At 68.4% G+C, this 15,118-nt stretch carries 14 protein-coding genes; 11 read left to right on the top strand and 3 right to left on the bottom strand.

Features of this window, described 5'->3' with window-relative positions:
* Positions 1-357: 357 nt before the first annotated feature.
* Positions 358-810 carry a helix-turn-helix domain-containing protein gene (locus tag ACZ56L_RS35315; protein ID WP_471069289.1) on the top strand — a complete coding sequence of 151 codons (453 nt, stop codon included), beginning with the start codon at positions 358-360 and terminating at the stop codon, positions 808-810.
* A gap of 499 nt (positions 811-1,309) precedes the next feature.
* Here the strand turns inward: ACZ56L_RS35315 and ACZ56L_RS35320 are convergent, their stop codons facing one another.
* Positions 1,310-2,149, bottom strand: a complete 840-nt coding sequence (locus tag ACZ56L_RS35320; protein ID WP_471069291.1) for a GntR family transcriptional regulator — start codon at positions 2,147-2,149, stop codon at positions 1,310-1,312.
* A gap of 306 nt (positions 2,150-2,455) precedes the next feature.
* Between ACZ56L_RS35320 and ACZ56L_RS35325 the strand changes: the two genes are divergently transcribed.
* From ACZ56L_RS35325 to ACZ56L_RS35370, 10 genes are all read left to right on the top strand, one after another.
* Positions 2,456-2,605: a hypothetical protein gene (locus ACZ56L_RS35325; RefSeq protein ID WP_471069293.1), complete on the top strand. Its 150-nt coding sequence runs from the start codon at positions 2,456-2,458 to the stop codon at positions 2,603-2,605.
* 62 nt (positions 2,606-2,667) lie between these two features.
* On the top strand, positions 2,668-3,165 hold the full coding sequence (locus tag ACZ56L_RS35330; RefSeq protein ID WP_471069295.1) for a hypothetical protein: 498 nt from the start codon (positions 2,668-2,670) through the stop codon (positions 3,163-3,165).
* A 2-nt stretch (positions 3,166-3,167) separates the two neighbouring features.
* Positions 3,168-3,692, top strand: a complete 525-nt coding sequence (locus ACZ56L_RS35335) for a hypothetical protein (protein ID WP_471069297.1) — start codon at positions 3,168-3,170, stop codon at positions 3,690-3,692.
* Positions 3,689-5,860, top strand: a complete 2,172-nt coding sequence (locus ACZ56L_RS35340; RefSeq protein ID WP_471069299.1) for a hypothetical protein — start codon at positions 3,689-3,691, stop codon at positions 5,858-5,860. The genes ACZ56L_RS35335 and ACZ56L_RS35340 overlap by 4 nt, the downstream gene beginning before the upstream one ends.
* A gap of 209 nt (positions 5,861-6,069) precedes the next feature.
* The gene (locus ACZ56L_RS35345) at positions 6,070-6,216 is read left to right on the top strand and encodes a hypothetical protein (RefSeq protein ID WP_471069301.1); all 147 of its coding nucleotides are present in this window, start codon (positions 6,070-6,072) and stop codon (positions 6,214-6,216) included.
* A 472-nt stretch (positions 6,217-6,688) separates the two neighbouring features.
* Entirely contained in the window at positions 6,689-8,440 is a 1,752-nt protein-coding gene (locus ACZ56L_RS35350; RefSeq protein WP_471069303.1) for a DUF2637 domain-containing protein, read from the top strand.
* A 160-nt stretch (positions 8,441-8,600) separates the two neighbouring features.
* A complete protein-coding gene (locus ACZ56L_RS35355; protein ID WP_471069305.1) occupies positions 8,601-9,968 on the top strand; it encodes a pentapeptide repeat-containing protein in 1,368 nt (455 codons plus the stop codon).
* A gap of 256 nt (positions 9,969-10,224) precedes the next feature.
* Complete coding sequence (locus ACZ56L_RS35360; protein ID WP_471069307.1) at positions 10,225-11,469, top strand: helix-turn-helix domain-containing protein; 1,245 nt, start codon at positions 10,225-10,227, stop codon at positions 11,467-11,469.
* Positions 11,470-11,542: 73 nt separating this feature from the next.
* Positions 11,543-11,944 carry a hypothetical protein gene (locus ACZ56L_RS35365; protein WP_471069309.1) on the top strand — a complete coding sequence of 134 codons (402 nt, stop codon included), beginning with the start codon at positions 11,543-11,545 and terminating at the stop codon, positions 11,942-11,944.
* Complete coding sequence (locus tag ACZ56L_RS35370) at positions 11,941-12,315, top strand: hypothetical protein (RefSeq protein WP_471069311.1); 375 nt, start codon at positions 11,941-11,943, stop codon at positions 12,313-12,315. Before ACZ56L_RS35365 ends, ACZ56L_RS35370 begins: the two co-directional genes overlap by 4 nt.
* A 277-nt stretch (positions 12,316-12,592) precedes the next feature.
* Here ACZ56L_RS35370 and ACZ56L_RS35375 read toward each other — a convergent pair whose 3' ends face one another.
* Positions 12,593-13,786, bottom strand: coding sequence for a helix-turn-helix domain-containing protein (locus ACZ56L_RS35375; protein WP_471069313.1), 1,194 nt, complete (start codon positions 13,784-13,786; stop codon positions 12,593-12,595).
* Between the two features lie 381 nt (positions 13,787-14,167).
* A complete protein-coding gene (locus tag ACZ56L_RS35380) occupies positions 14,168-14,389 on the bottom strand; it encodes a hypothetical protein (protein WP_471069315.1) in 222 nt (73 codons plus the stop codon).
* Between the last annotated feature and the right edge of the window lie 729 nt (positions 14,390-15,118).

Below are 15,118 nucleotides of genomic sequence, written 5' to 3' on the forward strand. Positions count from 1 at the left end.
GTCTGGATCGCCGAGCGATCCAGACCCACCCCCGACCCCCCGCCCTTTTGAACCCCCTAGAAACAGGTCTGCTCCGCAGCCCAAAAGACAGATTAAGAGGGAATCAAGAAAGTTGCAGGTCAGAGCGTTGCTGACTCTCCCTCAGCAACATTTGAGTAGCGCTTTCGTCCACTCCGTTCCCCTATAGGGGAACGGTAGCAGTCTACGGGATCCCGTAGAGGGGAAACGATCGAGTGAAACGGGCGTGGCATGATTCCCCTAGAGGGGAAGTGGCCTTAGGTTGGTGTTACTCGATTCCCCGTGGGGGGAACACTAGTTGATGGGCAGTAGGGGCTGATGGCGCGTCAGGTAAGGGCGGTGAACCGTGAGACCGGAGAGTTCGTGCAACTCGAACTCCAAGGAGACAGGGACGACAGGGGCTATGCCTGGAGTGGTGGAGGCCGGCACACCAACGTCAACAAGGGGATTGGCGCACGAGTCTGGGACAAGGCAAGCGGGCTGAATCGGAACGATCGAGATGTGTTCGGCTTCTTCGTGTTCAACAGTCCCCGTGGAGGTGGCCCTGTCCGCAAGACATACGCGGAGATCGCCGACCGGCTGGACATGCGACCTGTCACGGTTGGAAGGTGCGTCGGTAGGCTGGCCCTCGGAGGTCTGCTGATCGAGGCGGAGAAGGTGGGGCGCGTGAAGTTTTTCCGAGTCAACCCGCGGGTGGCGTTCGACGGGCCCTCAGATCAGCAACGCAGCCACGCGGCGTCACAGTCGGTGCCGCATCCCAAGCTGCCCCTAGAGGAGGTTGCCGCATCATGACGACCGCAGCAGCGGAGCACCCGAGCCGTGACTTCACGGCTGAACAACTGCACGATGTGCTCTTGCGAGTTCCGAATCTGCCTGGGGCAGACGTCCGAATCCTCTTCTACTTTGCTACTGCGGTTCCGGCAGGGGAGGCCGTGCCGGAGACGGTTTCAGCCATCGGTCAGAAGCTCGGACTCAGCACTACTAGCAGCTCTCGGAGCATTCACCGCCTGGTGGCTGGAGGGTGGCTGGAGGTGGCCTACGTCGCCGCTAACATTCGCTTCTACCGCCTCGGTCCTACCGCGACAGGCGAAGTGTCCTCGGAGTCCTCCGAGGAGCGTACGGAGCTGGCTGTGGTCCACCACCTCCCCGTCAGGGACTAGGTACAGAAGCAAGGCCGGGGTGTTACTGCGTTCCCCTACAGGGGAACGCAGTAACACCCCGGCCTTTTGGTTCCCCTCAGAGGGAGAGGCCGACCGTCAGTCGGCAGTGCGGCCTGAGTGCCTTGCGCGGCTTAGGTGCTGCTATGGGGCGCTTTGTAGTAGTCGCTTGTTGCTGGGCGTACAGGCCACTGTGCCGACTCTCCTCGCGGCAGCGGGTAGCCGAGCGCGAAGACTGCTGCGCTCATTCGGATGTCTTGAACTTCAGTGATTCTTTCTGCAACACGGCCGTTGCGTGGAAAGTAGGTGGTCCGCACTGCTCGGAGCAGCGGAACTTCGGCGCTAGGCAACAGGAGCGCGGAGGCCTCTTCGGGGGATGGCATGCGAGCGGAGACCTGTTCTCGCCATAGAAGCGGCTGGTCGGCCCACTCCTCGAGGCGGTCGTACATGCCCCCAGGGCCTGTGTCCCCCCTAAGCGCCGGCACCGCCTCCGCGACCCATGGGGGAATCCATGAATCGGCGAGTTGGCGGTGCTCCGGCCGTTCAGGGTCGCCAATCAGCCGCCTTCGAACGACTAGAACGGTGTCAGGAGCGATGCCGAGCTCTTGCGCTACGTCGGTCGGCGCAGTGGCTTCGCCAACACGTGTGCGATCACCATCAGGGAAGGGGAGCGCACGCCAATGGGCGACCTCGGGGCCGCTGTAGTAGCCCAGATCATCCCTTTCAATCTGACGGTGGCGCACCGTCAGGCGTGCTCGGTCGGGGTGCTCCAACACGAACGTCCCGCTCCTGCCCCGGGTTTCGATCAGTCCCTCACGACGGAGGATGTCGTACGCCTTGCGAACGGTGATGTCGCTGACGCCGTGAGCGGCAGCAGTGTCCCGCATTCGTGGTAGTGGGTCGCCTGGTGCGAGTTCCCCAGAGACGATCTTGAGTCGAAATTCACGGGCGATCTCTTCGTATCGCGATTCCATCAGTCGGTCCCTCCTCTCGGTAGCGCCACTACATAGCGTATACGGCGTGACCGGGACTGTCAGCTTTGACGTATACGACATCCTTGCAATCCGTGATGTTGGCGTATACGTTAAGTTGTGTCAGCCAGAACAGCGGCCCCTGGTTGGAGCCAGAGGCCGCTGCGCGCTCCCTGTGAGGAGCACGTGCCCGGCGTTGGAGCGCCGAGTGGCTGTCGGACCTGCCCGTTTGCGTGGAGAGAGGCCGACGAAGTGATGGTTGCAGATAAAGGGCGTTGGTGGCGTCCTCGACGGAGTGCCACCCGCTCCGTGCCGGTGCGGACCCGGACGGTGCTGCCGTCGCGGTGCCGTACCGGGGTGCTGGTGGAGTCGGTGGCGGAGGCCGCGGTGGCGGTCGTCGGCGCGGACGAGCTGCGGGTGCGTGCGTGGATGATGCAGCGCGAAGCGGGTGTCCTGTGAGCGCGGGCGGGGTTCCCCCGCTGCCGAAGGGGTGGCCGGCTGCGCGCGGTTACCTGGCTGTGGTGCCGCCGCAGGTGTCCGGCGAGCGCGTCCAGGAGGAGCGCGACGACCGCGCCGACTGGTTTGACCGGCTCCTGGACGACGAGGAGTTCGGCGTGCAGCGCCCGGCCGCCCGTGCGGAGGTGCCGGTGTTGTCGTCGCGGTCGGTGGACGCGATCCCGGACCGGGACCCGTCGGATGACCACCTGATCGACTGGGACCGTGTCCGTGCCGCCGTCCGCGCGGTGCACCCGGTGCGCACCCTCGCAGCGGTCGGTGCCGGGGCGTTGCCCGCGTTCTTGTGGGCGGAGCGGGTGGCCGGTCCGATGGCCCGGGACGCCTCGGTGGACGCCGCTTTCGCGGTGGCGGTCGTGACGTCGGTGGTCGCCGGAGTCGGCGTCGCAGCGGGACGGGGGCTGCGCCGGTGGGCGTGCGCCGCGCTCCTGGTCGCCGTCGTCGGCGGAACGCTGATCGCGGCCCCGACTCGCGACCTGATCGCTTCGTGGATCGTGGGGGCCTGAGCATGGATTTCATCACGTTCACCCACGTGGTCACGCGTGCTGGAGCAGCCTTTGGGTTCACGGTCATGGCCGGGACCGCGATGTGGGTGTTCTTCAGCAAGGGGCGCAGTTTCAAGGCGTTGAAGCGCAAGAAATTCCTCGTGCCGTGGGCCGGGTCGGCGGTAACGCTGATCCTCGCATCGGCTGTCACCGGCGGCCTGGTCGGCAAGATCAGCGGCGGTTTCACCGGTACGGGCAACGCAGTCGGGGCGCAGGTCGGGGACATCGCTGTGGGGCAGGCCGGAGCCGGTGCGGTTCCGCTCTCTACCGGTGAAGTGCTGGGCTACTCCGGCAGTTGGATCGCGTTCTGCCTGGTGCTCGGATTCGTGCTCTACCTGGTCTTCGCGAAGAACTGGGAAGAACGTCTCTTCGCCCTCTCCGGCGGTCTGACCGGGGCGACGTGGGGAATCACTGTCGCGGTCGGCGGCTGGGTCTCCGCCCTCGGTGTCCCCCTGGTGACGTGGCTGGGGGAGGTGCTGATCGGATGAGCAAGCGCCGTTCTGTCCGCCGGACCCGATCCGGCGCCCGCCACCTGGCCCGGTACATGGCCCACTGGGCGGGCGGGCACACGGTCAGCAGCGAGGAGCTGCTGCGCCGCATCGTGAAGGACCGCGCCGAGGCGCACCAGGACGCCGTCCAGGACCACCGCCGCGAGATCAACCGGGCACTCAAGCGCGCCGCGAAGCTCCGCCAGATCGCGGAGGAGGACGGCGGCTTGACCCCGGCCGGGAAGGCGCAGTTGGAGGCCGCGGAGGCGGAGGCCGCGCGCGGCGCTGCCGCCCTCGCGGCGCTGGGGGAGTTCCGGGTGCCGGTGCTGGACCCGGCGCAGGTGCGCCACCGTCGGCAGCGGGTGGCGGCGGCCCGGTGCGCGCTGCTCGCCGTCCCGGTGGCGGGCATCGGCTCCGCCACCGTCGCGGGTGGTGCGTGGTGGGCGGGGCCGGCCGCCGCCGCCCTCGGCATCGTCAGTGCGTGGGTACGGGGCCCGGAGCCGCTGGAGCTGACGGTGCGTCCGGTCCCGGCGGAGCTGATCGCGGCGACGCCGGCTGTCGTGCCGCCGACCGGCGGGCCGACGCTCGCGGCGGCTCCGGCCGGTACGCGTACCGCTCCGCCGACCGTCGGGGCGGCTCCGGTCGCCCCCGCCGGGGCTCCGCCCGCAGGGCCCGGCGCTCCGGGCGGAACTCCCGGACTTGGCGGGCCGGTGCCCGCGTCCGCCGACCTGGTGACCGCTCTTTCCCGCGCGCTCGCAGCGTGCCGGGTGATCCCGCGCGGCACGCACGTGCGCCTCCTGGAGGAGGACGTGCGGGCGGGGCGGTGGACGGTCGTGGTGCGCCTGCCCGACGACACCGGGGCCACCGTGGACGACGTCGTGAACGCCCGCAAGGGACTGGGCGGAGAACTTGGGCTGGACCGGTCCCGGCTGCACGTAGAGCGGGTGCCCGGTACGGACGACAAGACCATGGTGGTCTCGGGTTTCGACACCGACCCCTTCGCGGAGCCGGTGCTGTGCACGGCCGAGATGCTCGCCGACGTCGACGTCTGGGAGCAGGGCATCCCGGTGGCCGTCGACGCGTGGGGCCGCCTGCTGTACGTACGCCTGCGGGACGTCTCTCTCCTCCTGGGCGGGTCGTCTCGTTCCGGCAAGGGCGCTGCGCTGCGCCTGATCATCGCGGGATGCCTGCTGGACTCCCGCGTGCGCGTCGTCCTGGCGGACGGCAAGCACCCCGGCCAGAACCGATGGCATGGCTTGGTCGACCACCACATCTGGGACCCGGAGAAGCGCGCGAAGCAGCTTTCCAAGCGACTGGAGGCGCTGGTGGCGGACATGGGCGAGCGTGCGGCCCGGCTCGCCGCCGAGGGCGTTGAGTCGCTCGCCGAGCGTCCCGACCTCGTCGGCAGTGAGGGGCTGGAGCTCCAGGTGGTCGTCGTCGACGAGGTGGGCGTTTTCACCGGCGACCGCAAGCACGGCAAGAAGATCAGCCGCTCGCTTGCGGACCTGGCCGCCCGGGGCCTGGCGTTCGGGATCGTCCTGGTGCTCTCCGCGCAGGTCTCTTCTGCCGAAGTGCTGGACCGCATGATCACCGGAAACCTGATCTGGCGGTGGTGCATGTACTCCACCGGCGCGGACGAGTCCAACTCGATCCTGGGCAAGGGGATGGCCGGACGCGGGTACTCCGCTCATCTCCTGGACGAGGCACAGCGCGGAATCGGCCTCTTGCGGGCCGACGGCCGGATCACCACCGTCCGCTCCCTGTGGCTGGACGGCGACGACATGGCCGAGGTGCAAGACATGGTCCGCGCGCTCCGCGCCCCCGTTCCGCCGACCGGCGCGCCCGCTCCGGCCCCGGCACCACCGGCTCCGGCGACGCCCGCCCCCGCTCCGGTCCCGGAGAAGACTGTTCCGGCAGTCGATTGGGCGGTGCTCGAAGGGTGGCTCGCCACGGAGGCCACCGAGGCCGCCGACCCGAGGGCGCGGGCGCTGGAGATCGTCCGCCAGGCCGGGCCGCAGGGCATCAAGCGGGGCGCCGTCGCCGACGCCATCGGGGTCTCCCCCACGACCGTCGGCGGGTGGCTGAAGGCGTGGGTGGACGACGGCCTGGTCGAGGTCCTCGGGAGCCCCCCACACACCCGCTACGCGGCTACCGGCGACCGTCAGTAGACCGCCCACAGACCCCGTTCTCTACAGACGATTGCAGGTCAGAGCGTTACGACCGTACTGACGACCCGTCGCCGGTAGCCGCCGTCAGTAGCTCGCCAGTACCGGCCGTCAGTAGAGAACGGCACCAAAAAAGAACCCCCGGACGACCGACTTTCCTGGACAGAGGGCGGTCGCCCGGGGCCCATTCCGCAAGGGAACAGGAGCCCATCATGGCATCGCAGGACAACAAGCAGCAGCCCGACCCCCACGCCCGCGAATACGACTCCGAGACCGGCGGCTGGACCAAGGTCCCGACCGAGAGGCCGGTACCGGGCGCGGGCAACGGCAGCAACGGCCGTCTGCGGGGCGGTCGGTGATGGCACGTCACACTGCCCCCCACTGCCACGGCCGACGGATGCGACTCGACAAGGCCAACGGGCAGTACGTATGCGTCCGGTGCGGGGCCTGGCGGACCCGCCTGGTCGACCTGCTGACGGGAGGCCGGCCGTGACGCGACGGCTGGGCGTGCTCGCCCACCTCTGGCAGTGCGCCCGCTGCGGCGCGTGGGTCGACTACCAACCCTCCGACACCGGATGCGGGGCCTGCTGATGAGCAAGCCCACGCTGCCGCTGCGTCCGCCGCCGCACGAGCGGGACGGCCGCCAGGAGGAGCACCCGCCCCCGACTCGCCCCCGGCCCTAGGCCGCATGAGTGATCGTCACGGAAGGCACCCCGCGAAACTGGGGGCAGCGCCACCGTGACGGAATGCACGACCGGCCGGGCGGCAGCGGCTCCGCCGCCGCCCGGCCCCGTTCCGTCCAGCACCACACGCACCACAAGAGGAGTCCAGTTGACCACCACGATCGAGCCGGGAACGATCCCCGGCCCCGCCCCGGCTCCGGCCCCCGCCGCCCCCGCTCCGGGCCACCCCCGCCCGGCTCCGGCCGCCGTCGACTCCGCTCCGGTGACGCCGACCCCCGCTCCGGCGGCCGACGAACCGGCTCCGGTCCTGTCCGACTCCGCTCCGGCCGCTCCGCTTCCCGCTCCGGCCGAAGCTCCGGACCGCTCCGGCATCGTCATGCGGTGGGTGATCGGCCTCACCATGATCGGGGCGGTGGTGATCGCCGCGATCGGCTTCGCCGCCTCGTACGAAACGCTGCATGCGCTCGCCCTGGAGAAGGGCTTCGGCCCGTTCGTCGCGTCGGCCGTGCCGATCGGCGTGGATGCCGGAATCCTCGTGATGTACGGCATGGACCTGGCCCTTGCCTGGCGGCGCACTCCCCGCCCGCTGCTGCGCTACATCGGCCACTTCCTCACCCTGGCCACCATCTTCTTCAACGCCACCGCGTCCGGCCGGCCGCTGACCGCTGACCCGGTGGGCGCCGCGCTGCACGGTGTGATGCCCGTGCTGTTCGTGGCGACGGTGGAGGCCGCGCGGCACCTGGTCATCCGCACCGCGCGGGTCCGGATGGGGGCCGCGTCCAACGGGGTGCCGCTGCACCGGTGGCTGCTCTCCCCGGTGTCCTCCTGGACGCTCTACCGGCGCATGCGGCTGTGGGAGATCCCGTCGTACGCACAGGCGGTGCAGCTTGAGCACGACCGCACCGTCTACCGGGCCTACCTGGCGCACAAGCACGGGCGGCAGTGGAGGAAGAAGGCCCGCGCCGAGGAGCTGCTGCCCTTCACCATGGCCCCCTTCGGGCTCGGTGTGGAGGAGGCGCTGCGCCTCCCGCAGCAGCGCAAGGAGGCGGAGATGGCCCGCGCCGTGGCGGAGCAGGAGCGTGCCGATGCCCTCGCGGCGGCGGAGGAGATGCGCCAGGTCGAGGCAGAGCGCCGTCGGGCGGAGGCCGCGGTGGCGCGGATGCGGATCTCTGCGACGGTGACGGCGGCAGAGCACACCATCACGGCGGAGCAGACCACGGCGGAAGCGGAGGCCCGCGCCGCGACGGCGGAGGCTGCCGCGCAGTCAGCGGCACGGGAGAAGGTGGCGGCGGCGCGCGCCGAGACCGACGCGCACAATGCCCTCCTGGAGGCGGAGTCGGCGCGCCTGCGGGCGGAGCGTGAAGCGCGGGCGGCGGAGCGCGCTGCCCGCGAGGAGGAGGCGGCGGAGAAGAGCGCCGCCACGGCGGAGGCGGAGGCCCGCGAGGCGGAAGCGCTCCGGATCGCGGCGCAGGCCCGCGTCGAGGCGGCGGAGGCCGAGGAGCGCGCGGCGCGGCTGGAGAAGGAAACGGCGGAGAGCCGCGAGGCCGCAGCGACGTACGAGCGGGAGCAGGAGCGGCTGGCGGCGGAGCGGGCGCAGTACGAGGCGGCACAGGTGGCCGCGCGGCGACAGGAGGCGGAGGACCGCGAAGCTGCGGCGCGCGCCGAGCTGGCCGCGCTGGAGGCCGAGGACCTCGCCCGTCTCAGCTCCCGGGAGCGGGCGGAGCGCCGGGTGGCCCGGCTGATCCTCGCGGCCGGAGGCACCCCGCAGGACACGGCGGACGTGCTGCGTGAGCGGGTCACCCTGGAGAAGGTGGGCGAGCTGCTCGGCGTTGCCCGCACCACGGCCGGTGAGCGCCGCCAGGCCGCCGCCGACCTGATCATGGGCGGGTACACCGGCTGACCTGTCACCAGCACGAATGAGGCCCCGGAGCGCTGGAATCGCCCCGGGGCCTCACTGCGTTTCTACCTCACCCGGCCCCCGCCTGTTCGTGCTCTCCGCATCACGACGCAGCCCTGGAAAATCGTGCAACCTCTGGTGTGCCTGTCGTGTCTTCCTCGTCATGACTGCTACGCCAAAGCCAGCGTCCGACCCGCGTGACCGGGAATTGCGGCTGTGGAAGGTAGGGCGAGCGCTGCTTCTTGCCTTCGCCGCCGCAGTTCTCGTCGCGGGTGCAATCTTCTACGGGCTGGTGGTGCTACTCGACTTCAACACCATCGAAACCGGCACCAAGCTCGATGCCAAGACGCTCTTCGATATGGTCAAGCTCTCCTTCGGAGTGGTCGCCGGGGCGGGAGCGCTGGTCGCCCTGGTTGTCGCCTACCGGCGTCAGCGTGTGGACGAGGCCGGCGCGCATCGGGAGTCCACTCGGCTGCACACCGAACGCTTTTCGACGGCCGTCGACAAACTCGGCTCGGACTCCCCTGCGGTACGGCTCGGGGGTGTCCACGCTCTGGCCGGCCTCGCTGACGACGCCCCGACGCAAGACCTGCGCCAGACCTGCATTGACGTACTGTGCGCCTACCTGCGGCTGCCGTACCCGCCCGACCCCGGAGACCCACCTACCAATGCCTTAGATGACCTTGTTGTCCACCAGACCAGAGAGTCCCAGTACCGAGCATTGGCAGAGGTTCGTCACACGGTCCTGCGCCTGATCGGAGATCACTACCGCATTCCCCGGGAAGCCCACCGTTCTTGGCAGGGCTGCGACCTCGACCTCACTGGGGTCACCATCGAGCGCTCCGTGAACTTCGCTGGCGCGACCTTCGCTGAAGGCACCGTGAACTTCACCGATGCCGTCTTCTCCGGCGGCACCGTGAACTTCACCGATGCCGTCTTCTCCGGCGGCACCGTGAACTTCGACAGGGCGACGTTCTCCGGCAGCGACGTGAGCTTTGGCGGGGCGACGTTCTCCGGCAGCGACGTGAGCTTCCTCGGGGCGACGTTCTCCGGTGGCACCGTAAACTTCATCGGTGCCGTCTTCTCCCGTGGCACCGTGAGTTTCGGCCTTACCGGGCTCTCCGGCAGCGACGTGGACTTCGAAGGCGCGACGTTCTCCGGCGGCGACGTGATCTTCGGCGGGATGACGTTCTCCGGCGGTGTCGTGAACTTCGCCGGTGCCAGGTTCTCCGGCAGCACCGTGACCTTCAACGGTGCCAGGTTCTCCGGCGGTGACGGGTACTTCACCGGTGCCAGGTTCTCCGGCAGCACCGTGACCTTCGACTCTGTGATGTTCTCCGGCGGCGACGTGGACTTCGAAGGCGCGACGTTCTCCGGCGGCACCGTGAGCTTCACCGGCGCCAGGTTTTCCGGCAGTACGGTGAGCTTCATGCGTGCCCGCGGTTCCGCACCACTGGACCTGCTGCCAGCGGGGGCCTCTGAGCCTGGGCTCAGGATCCCTTCCTCATGGCAGGCAGGGGGTTCCGCGTAGCTGCTTGCGGGGAAGGGACGTGTGCCACACCGGCTGACCCCACCAGCAGCACGAATGAGGCCCCGGAGCGCTCGAATCGCCCCGGGGCCTCGCTGCGTTTCTACCGCACCCGGCCCCGGCCGGTATACCGGCCTGTCGCTTCCGAATATGCATCCAGTGCATAAGGGGCGGAGAAGGGAAAGTCCCTGCGTCAACGGCAGACGGCTTCCGGGCGTACCGTTTGAACAGGGCTATCCCGGAACGGAGTTGGCGGCACATGTACGACGCACAGCGGGACCACATCGGGCGCCGGGTGCGCATCGCGCGCCTGGGGCAGGACCTTAGCCAAGAGCAGCTCGGCGGCCTGGTCGGCCGGGGCGAGCGGTGGGTGCAGGAGGTGGAGGCCGGCCGCCTGGTGCTCGACAAGGTCTCGCTGATCTACGCCGTCGCCGAAGTGTGCGACGTCGACGCGAGTTGGCTGCTGGGACAGCCCTACCGGCTGCGGCAGGGCGAATCGACCACGGCGCACATCCCGGCGCTGCGGACGGTGCTGCGCCGCTCGGGGCTGATCCTGAGCGGACACCCGGGCCTTAGCGCGAGCGCGCCCCCGGCCGCCTGGCCAGAGCTGGAGCGCATGGTGGCCGAGACGAACGCAGCCCGCCAGGGAGCGCGGCTCCTGGACGCCGCCCGCGTGCTCCCGCTCCTGCTGGAGGCGCTGAACACAGCGCTGCTGTCCTACCAGGGCGCGGAGCGGGAGCGGGCGCTCGCCCTGGTGGTCGACGCGGCCCGCAACGCCCGCCAGTCCGCGAACGTCCTCGGATTCCCGGATCTGGCGTGGACGGCCTCCGAGGTCGCGGCCGGGGCCGCCACGCAACTTGGTGACCCGCTGTCGAAGGCGGCGACCGCGTGGGACCGGTGCGGAGCGATGCTCCACCAGGGCGACGTACGGTCGGCCGACGCGATCGCAGACGCCGCACTGGGCGACCTGGAACCGCTCCTCGCCGACGACGCGCCAACCGACGTCTTCGCGCTGCACGGGGCGCTGCTGCTGCGCAGGGTCGTCGCCGCCGCACGGGCGGGCAACAAGGTAGAGGCGTGGCAGCACTCCGCGGCCGCCCTCACCGTCGCCCGCCAACTCCCTTCCGGATACGCGGACTTGAGGTGGCACACGGTATTCGGCGTGCCGGTGGTCGCCGTGCACGCGGTGGAGGCCGGCGTGGAAATCGACGAGCCGGACAAGGGCCTCGGTTTCGTGCCCGGCCTCGATGTGGAGGCGCGCGGAGTGACCCCCTCGCGGGAACGGGTCACTCATTGGCGGATCGACAAAGCACGCGCGGAACACCAGCTCGGGCGCACGCACGAGGCGATCACGACGCTGCACACGGCCGCCCGGCACGCCCCCACCTACGTCTACGCGCACCCCATGGCCCGCACCCTGGTGGACGACATGGTCACATCGGGAGCAGGAATCCGTTCGGCAGGACTGGCCTCCCTCGTACGGCATATGGAGATCCAGCAGTAACGGCATATGCCATCCCTAAGAGCCACATTCCCGCTGTGGGTTGATCATGGCGGAACGCGGCACCCTGCTGGGCATGAGGCCGACAGCCGAAAAACCCACGATGCGCACCTTCGGGCACTTCGATGCCTCCCGCCCTGTGGTGGTGTACTCCCGCGCGGAGACCTCCGTCATGGGCCTGTCGAACATCGAGCGCCTGTCTGAGTTCGCCCGCGCTCACGGCCTTTCCGTAGCCGCCCACCTGGCCGACGTCTGCACCCCGGACCGGCACATGTGGATGCGGTCGCAGTGGGCGCGCACCGTCGAGCTCATCGAGAACGGCACCGCTGGGGGCGTGGTGTGCAGGACGGAACTGGACATCGCGCACCATCCCCAGTGGGTGCCGACCCTGCACGCCTGGATGGCCGCGGTGGGTGCGTTCGCCGTGTACCCCGTCGACGCGGAGCACCGGCCGGGACGTGTGGAGGCCAGCCGGTGACGGACGCGCAGAAACCGGTGCAGGACGCGGCGCAGGTCGAGGAAGAGTTCACCGCCGAGGCGGTGCCGGACCTGGTCAGCCGGGCGCTGGGCCGGGACAGCGCCGTACCGGATCTGACGGAGAGCGCCGAGACCATCAAGGGCCTCATCGCGGCGTTCGGGGCCTTGGTCCAGGCGGTCGACGCCGACCGGGTCGGCATCGGCCACCGGGCCCGGTTCGACGGCGCGGTCGAGTCCGGGCTACACCTGCTGGAGGTCGGCTACGACGCCGAGGACCCCATGGACGCGCACTATCACGCACGGGCTCTTGCGCGTCAGGTCCGCGAACTCCACCGCGCGTGGACCGCGCAGCAGCCACCGCCCACCCCCTGAACCCCTCCCCGCGTCCCGCCCTGGAACGGGGAGGCCGGCCGCCCCCGACCGCCCGGCGCGGTCGAGGGCGGCCACTCCCGTACGGAACACGTCGGCTTCGTACAGGAGCACACGCCGTGCCGCTGCGGATGATCGGCCGCAGCGGCACGGCTCCCACAATCACACCCTCGCCCGACCCGGACAGCCGCACAGTGAGCTGACGGTTCGGATACCGGTCGAGCTCATGCCTATGAGCATTTGCGTACACACGCATGCTGGGAATTGGTAACTACTTCCCTTATATGTCGGGGACATCTTTGATGATCTGGACATGCGGCATGCCTTCGGCCCGGTCGGCCTGCGCGTACGTATCCGCGAGACGAAGCCGCGCTCGCGGCCTCCTGAGGGGGCCCGCCGATTTGAGGTTCAAATGTGTCAGACGTGGTGTGCGTACCCGCGGATAGAGGGAGCCGTACCTGGTGTGCATCCGCAGGATGCACCGGGCACCGGCGCCAGAGAGCACGATGTGGAAGATCGGCCACCCATCATCTGTCTCCTTGCGGGCCATGTTCATCTCGACGAACCGTCGGTGGCGCAGCCCTTGCCAGGCGAAGAAATCGTCGTCTTCAGCCACCACCACGTCGATGCCGTTGGGCTCCAGGTGGCTCAGGTCCACCATGAGGCGCCACTCGCGTGCGCTCATGGCCTCTGTGAGGAAGCTGCTCAGGGTATCCGCAGAGCGCACCGGGGCGGTTTCGATCCGGCTGATGATCATTCGTCTCTGAGACCTGGCCTGCCTTCGCGCACGCTCAGACTGAGCGAAGGCGTTGTCCGTTTCGGCGTACGCCAGGTCCCTGAGCAGAGCCCGATAGCTGATCAGTTCATCATTGACCAGGCGGCACACCACGCTGGGAACGCGTTGGAGGAGGTGAGCAATGTGGACGATGCGCGGGTCGTCCGGGTTGACGACAGCTGGCTTGTGCAATTGATGGGCCTGCTTGAACAAGTCGGCCATGAGGTCGGTGATCTGAGCGCGCCGTGCGATGGCCAGGGGGTGCTGGTAGAGCGCACGGTCGATGTCGGAGCGGGATATGCCCAGGCAGACGGCGAGATTCATGCGCACCACGCTGTTGTCACGCGCTGGCAGTTGCGCGAAGCGTTCGATGTTGCGGTAGCTGGTGCGACTGACGTGGATGGTTTCGGCAACCTGGGCAGCGGTAAGGCCAGCCTGGCATCGCAAGTCGCGGACAGTGGGATGCCCAGTGTCCGTCTGACACAGTTCGGCCGCCGTCACCTCGAAGACATCGGCCAGTTGGGCGATCCGCCTAGGCTCAGGGACTGACTTGTTGGTCTCATAGGCGAGGATGCGAGCCTTTGAGGTGCCGACCAGCTCAGCGAGAGCTTGAGCACTGAGAAAACGGCCCTTGACCTGCTGCTTCGTCCGCAGCTCTCGCAGATTACGCCCGTTGAACTCCGCCGTACCACGTGCCACTGACAACACCCCCCTGGGCTGTTACTTCCTCAACCTCAACAAGTATCGTTTAGGGCCTGACTCAGGTTCCTCATTGCGACCCGCCGCACTCCATGGTGCCCTTCCTGCTGCGCTCCAGGCCAGTGCTGGTACCGTTTAGGGTCAAAGTTGGTTTTGTCTCGCTCCATAAATGGGGAGGGTCGTAGCAACCGGCTGGGGGCAACCGGCAATCTCCCATAACAACCATGCTTGGTTCGGGTAGTTGTGTGTTCGCCCTTGGCATGCCAACGATGACTGGCAGATGCATGCGTACCGAGATGAAGATGGACCCGCGCGGGGCAGCTAATCCACTGCGCGGGCCCATCGGCCGGCTTCGGTATCAGGCGGCGGGTGAGTTCGAGCTCACTCGCCGCTGCCGAGCATCTGCAGGATGCGGATGAGCCAAAGCAGGACTTCGGCAATCACCCGGCCCCACGTCTCACTCGACGCAACACCGCGGTCCGGCTCCTCGTGGCACGAGCAGTGGTAGATCTCGCCTCCGTCAGCCGCGGCGGGGACCTTGCGGTCCCGCTGCGGTTCGGGGACGTCGTCGTCCCGGTTACTCGGCCGCTCGGAGTCAGCCATTCGAACCTCGCTCTCTTCCATGTGACCCGGGTCGGTCGACCCGATCGGTTTCCACCGACACAGGTTTGGAAGTGAGCTGGAACGAGCCTACCCTGCGTCACGCCCACCCCGGACATACGTCAGGTCAGATGAGCAGCAGGCGTCAAGGGACAAATGCTCTAAACCCTTTCGAATGATTCCTATGAGGAACCAGACGATTCGTCAGTTACCTGACACCGAGGTGTTGCCGCCTTCGTTAGCAAGGTCATTTTCGAGGGATTCGGCACAAAGTGAGGCCCCTTGTTACCCTCAAGTAGGCCCAAATAAAGACAACTTGGCCTGAAGCCGCCTGGATGACGTTGGACCAGAGAGGACTCTGAAGTACCATCTCCCGCCCATATGCGAAGAGTTCCACGCCTACGTGGGTCGCGGACGCTATCATTCCGGCTGCGTCTCCTGGAACCCGTAACTCTTGCGGGAACATCCGCTCAGGACCCCAAAGCCCCTGAAACTACAGAGAGTTCGCGCTGCAGCTTCCCGACACCCTCTGCTCCCACACAACGCCTTCGGGCCGAGGCCGGGCCTTCAAACCGGTGAGGTCCTCTCAGTCCCAGGCTGCTGCAGCCTCCGCACTGCCTGCTCCACGGGCAGCGCAGCGCGTCATGAACAACAGCGTCCAGCAAGCCGCAGCCCATATCTGTTCATCCTGGGACTCATGGGCTGGCCCTGGCGGTGGGCATGCGGTTCCGC

The sequence above is a fragment of the Streptomyces sp. NPDC039736 genome (assembly GCF_055596485.1).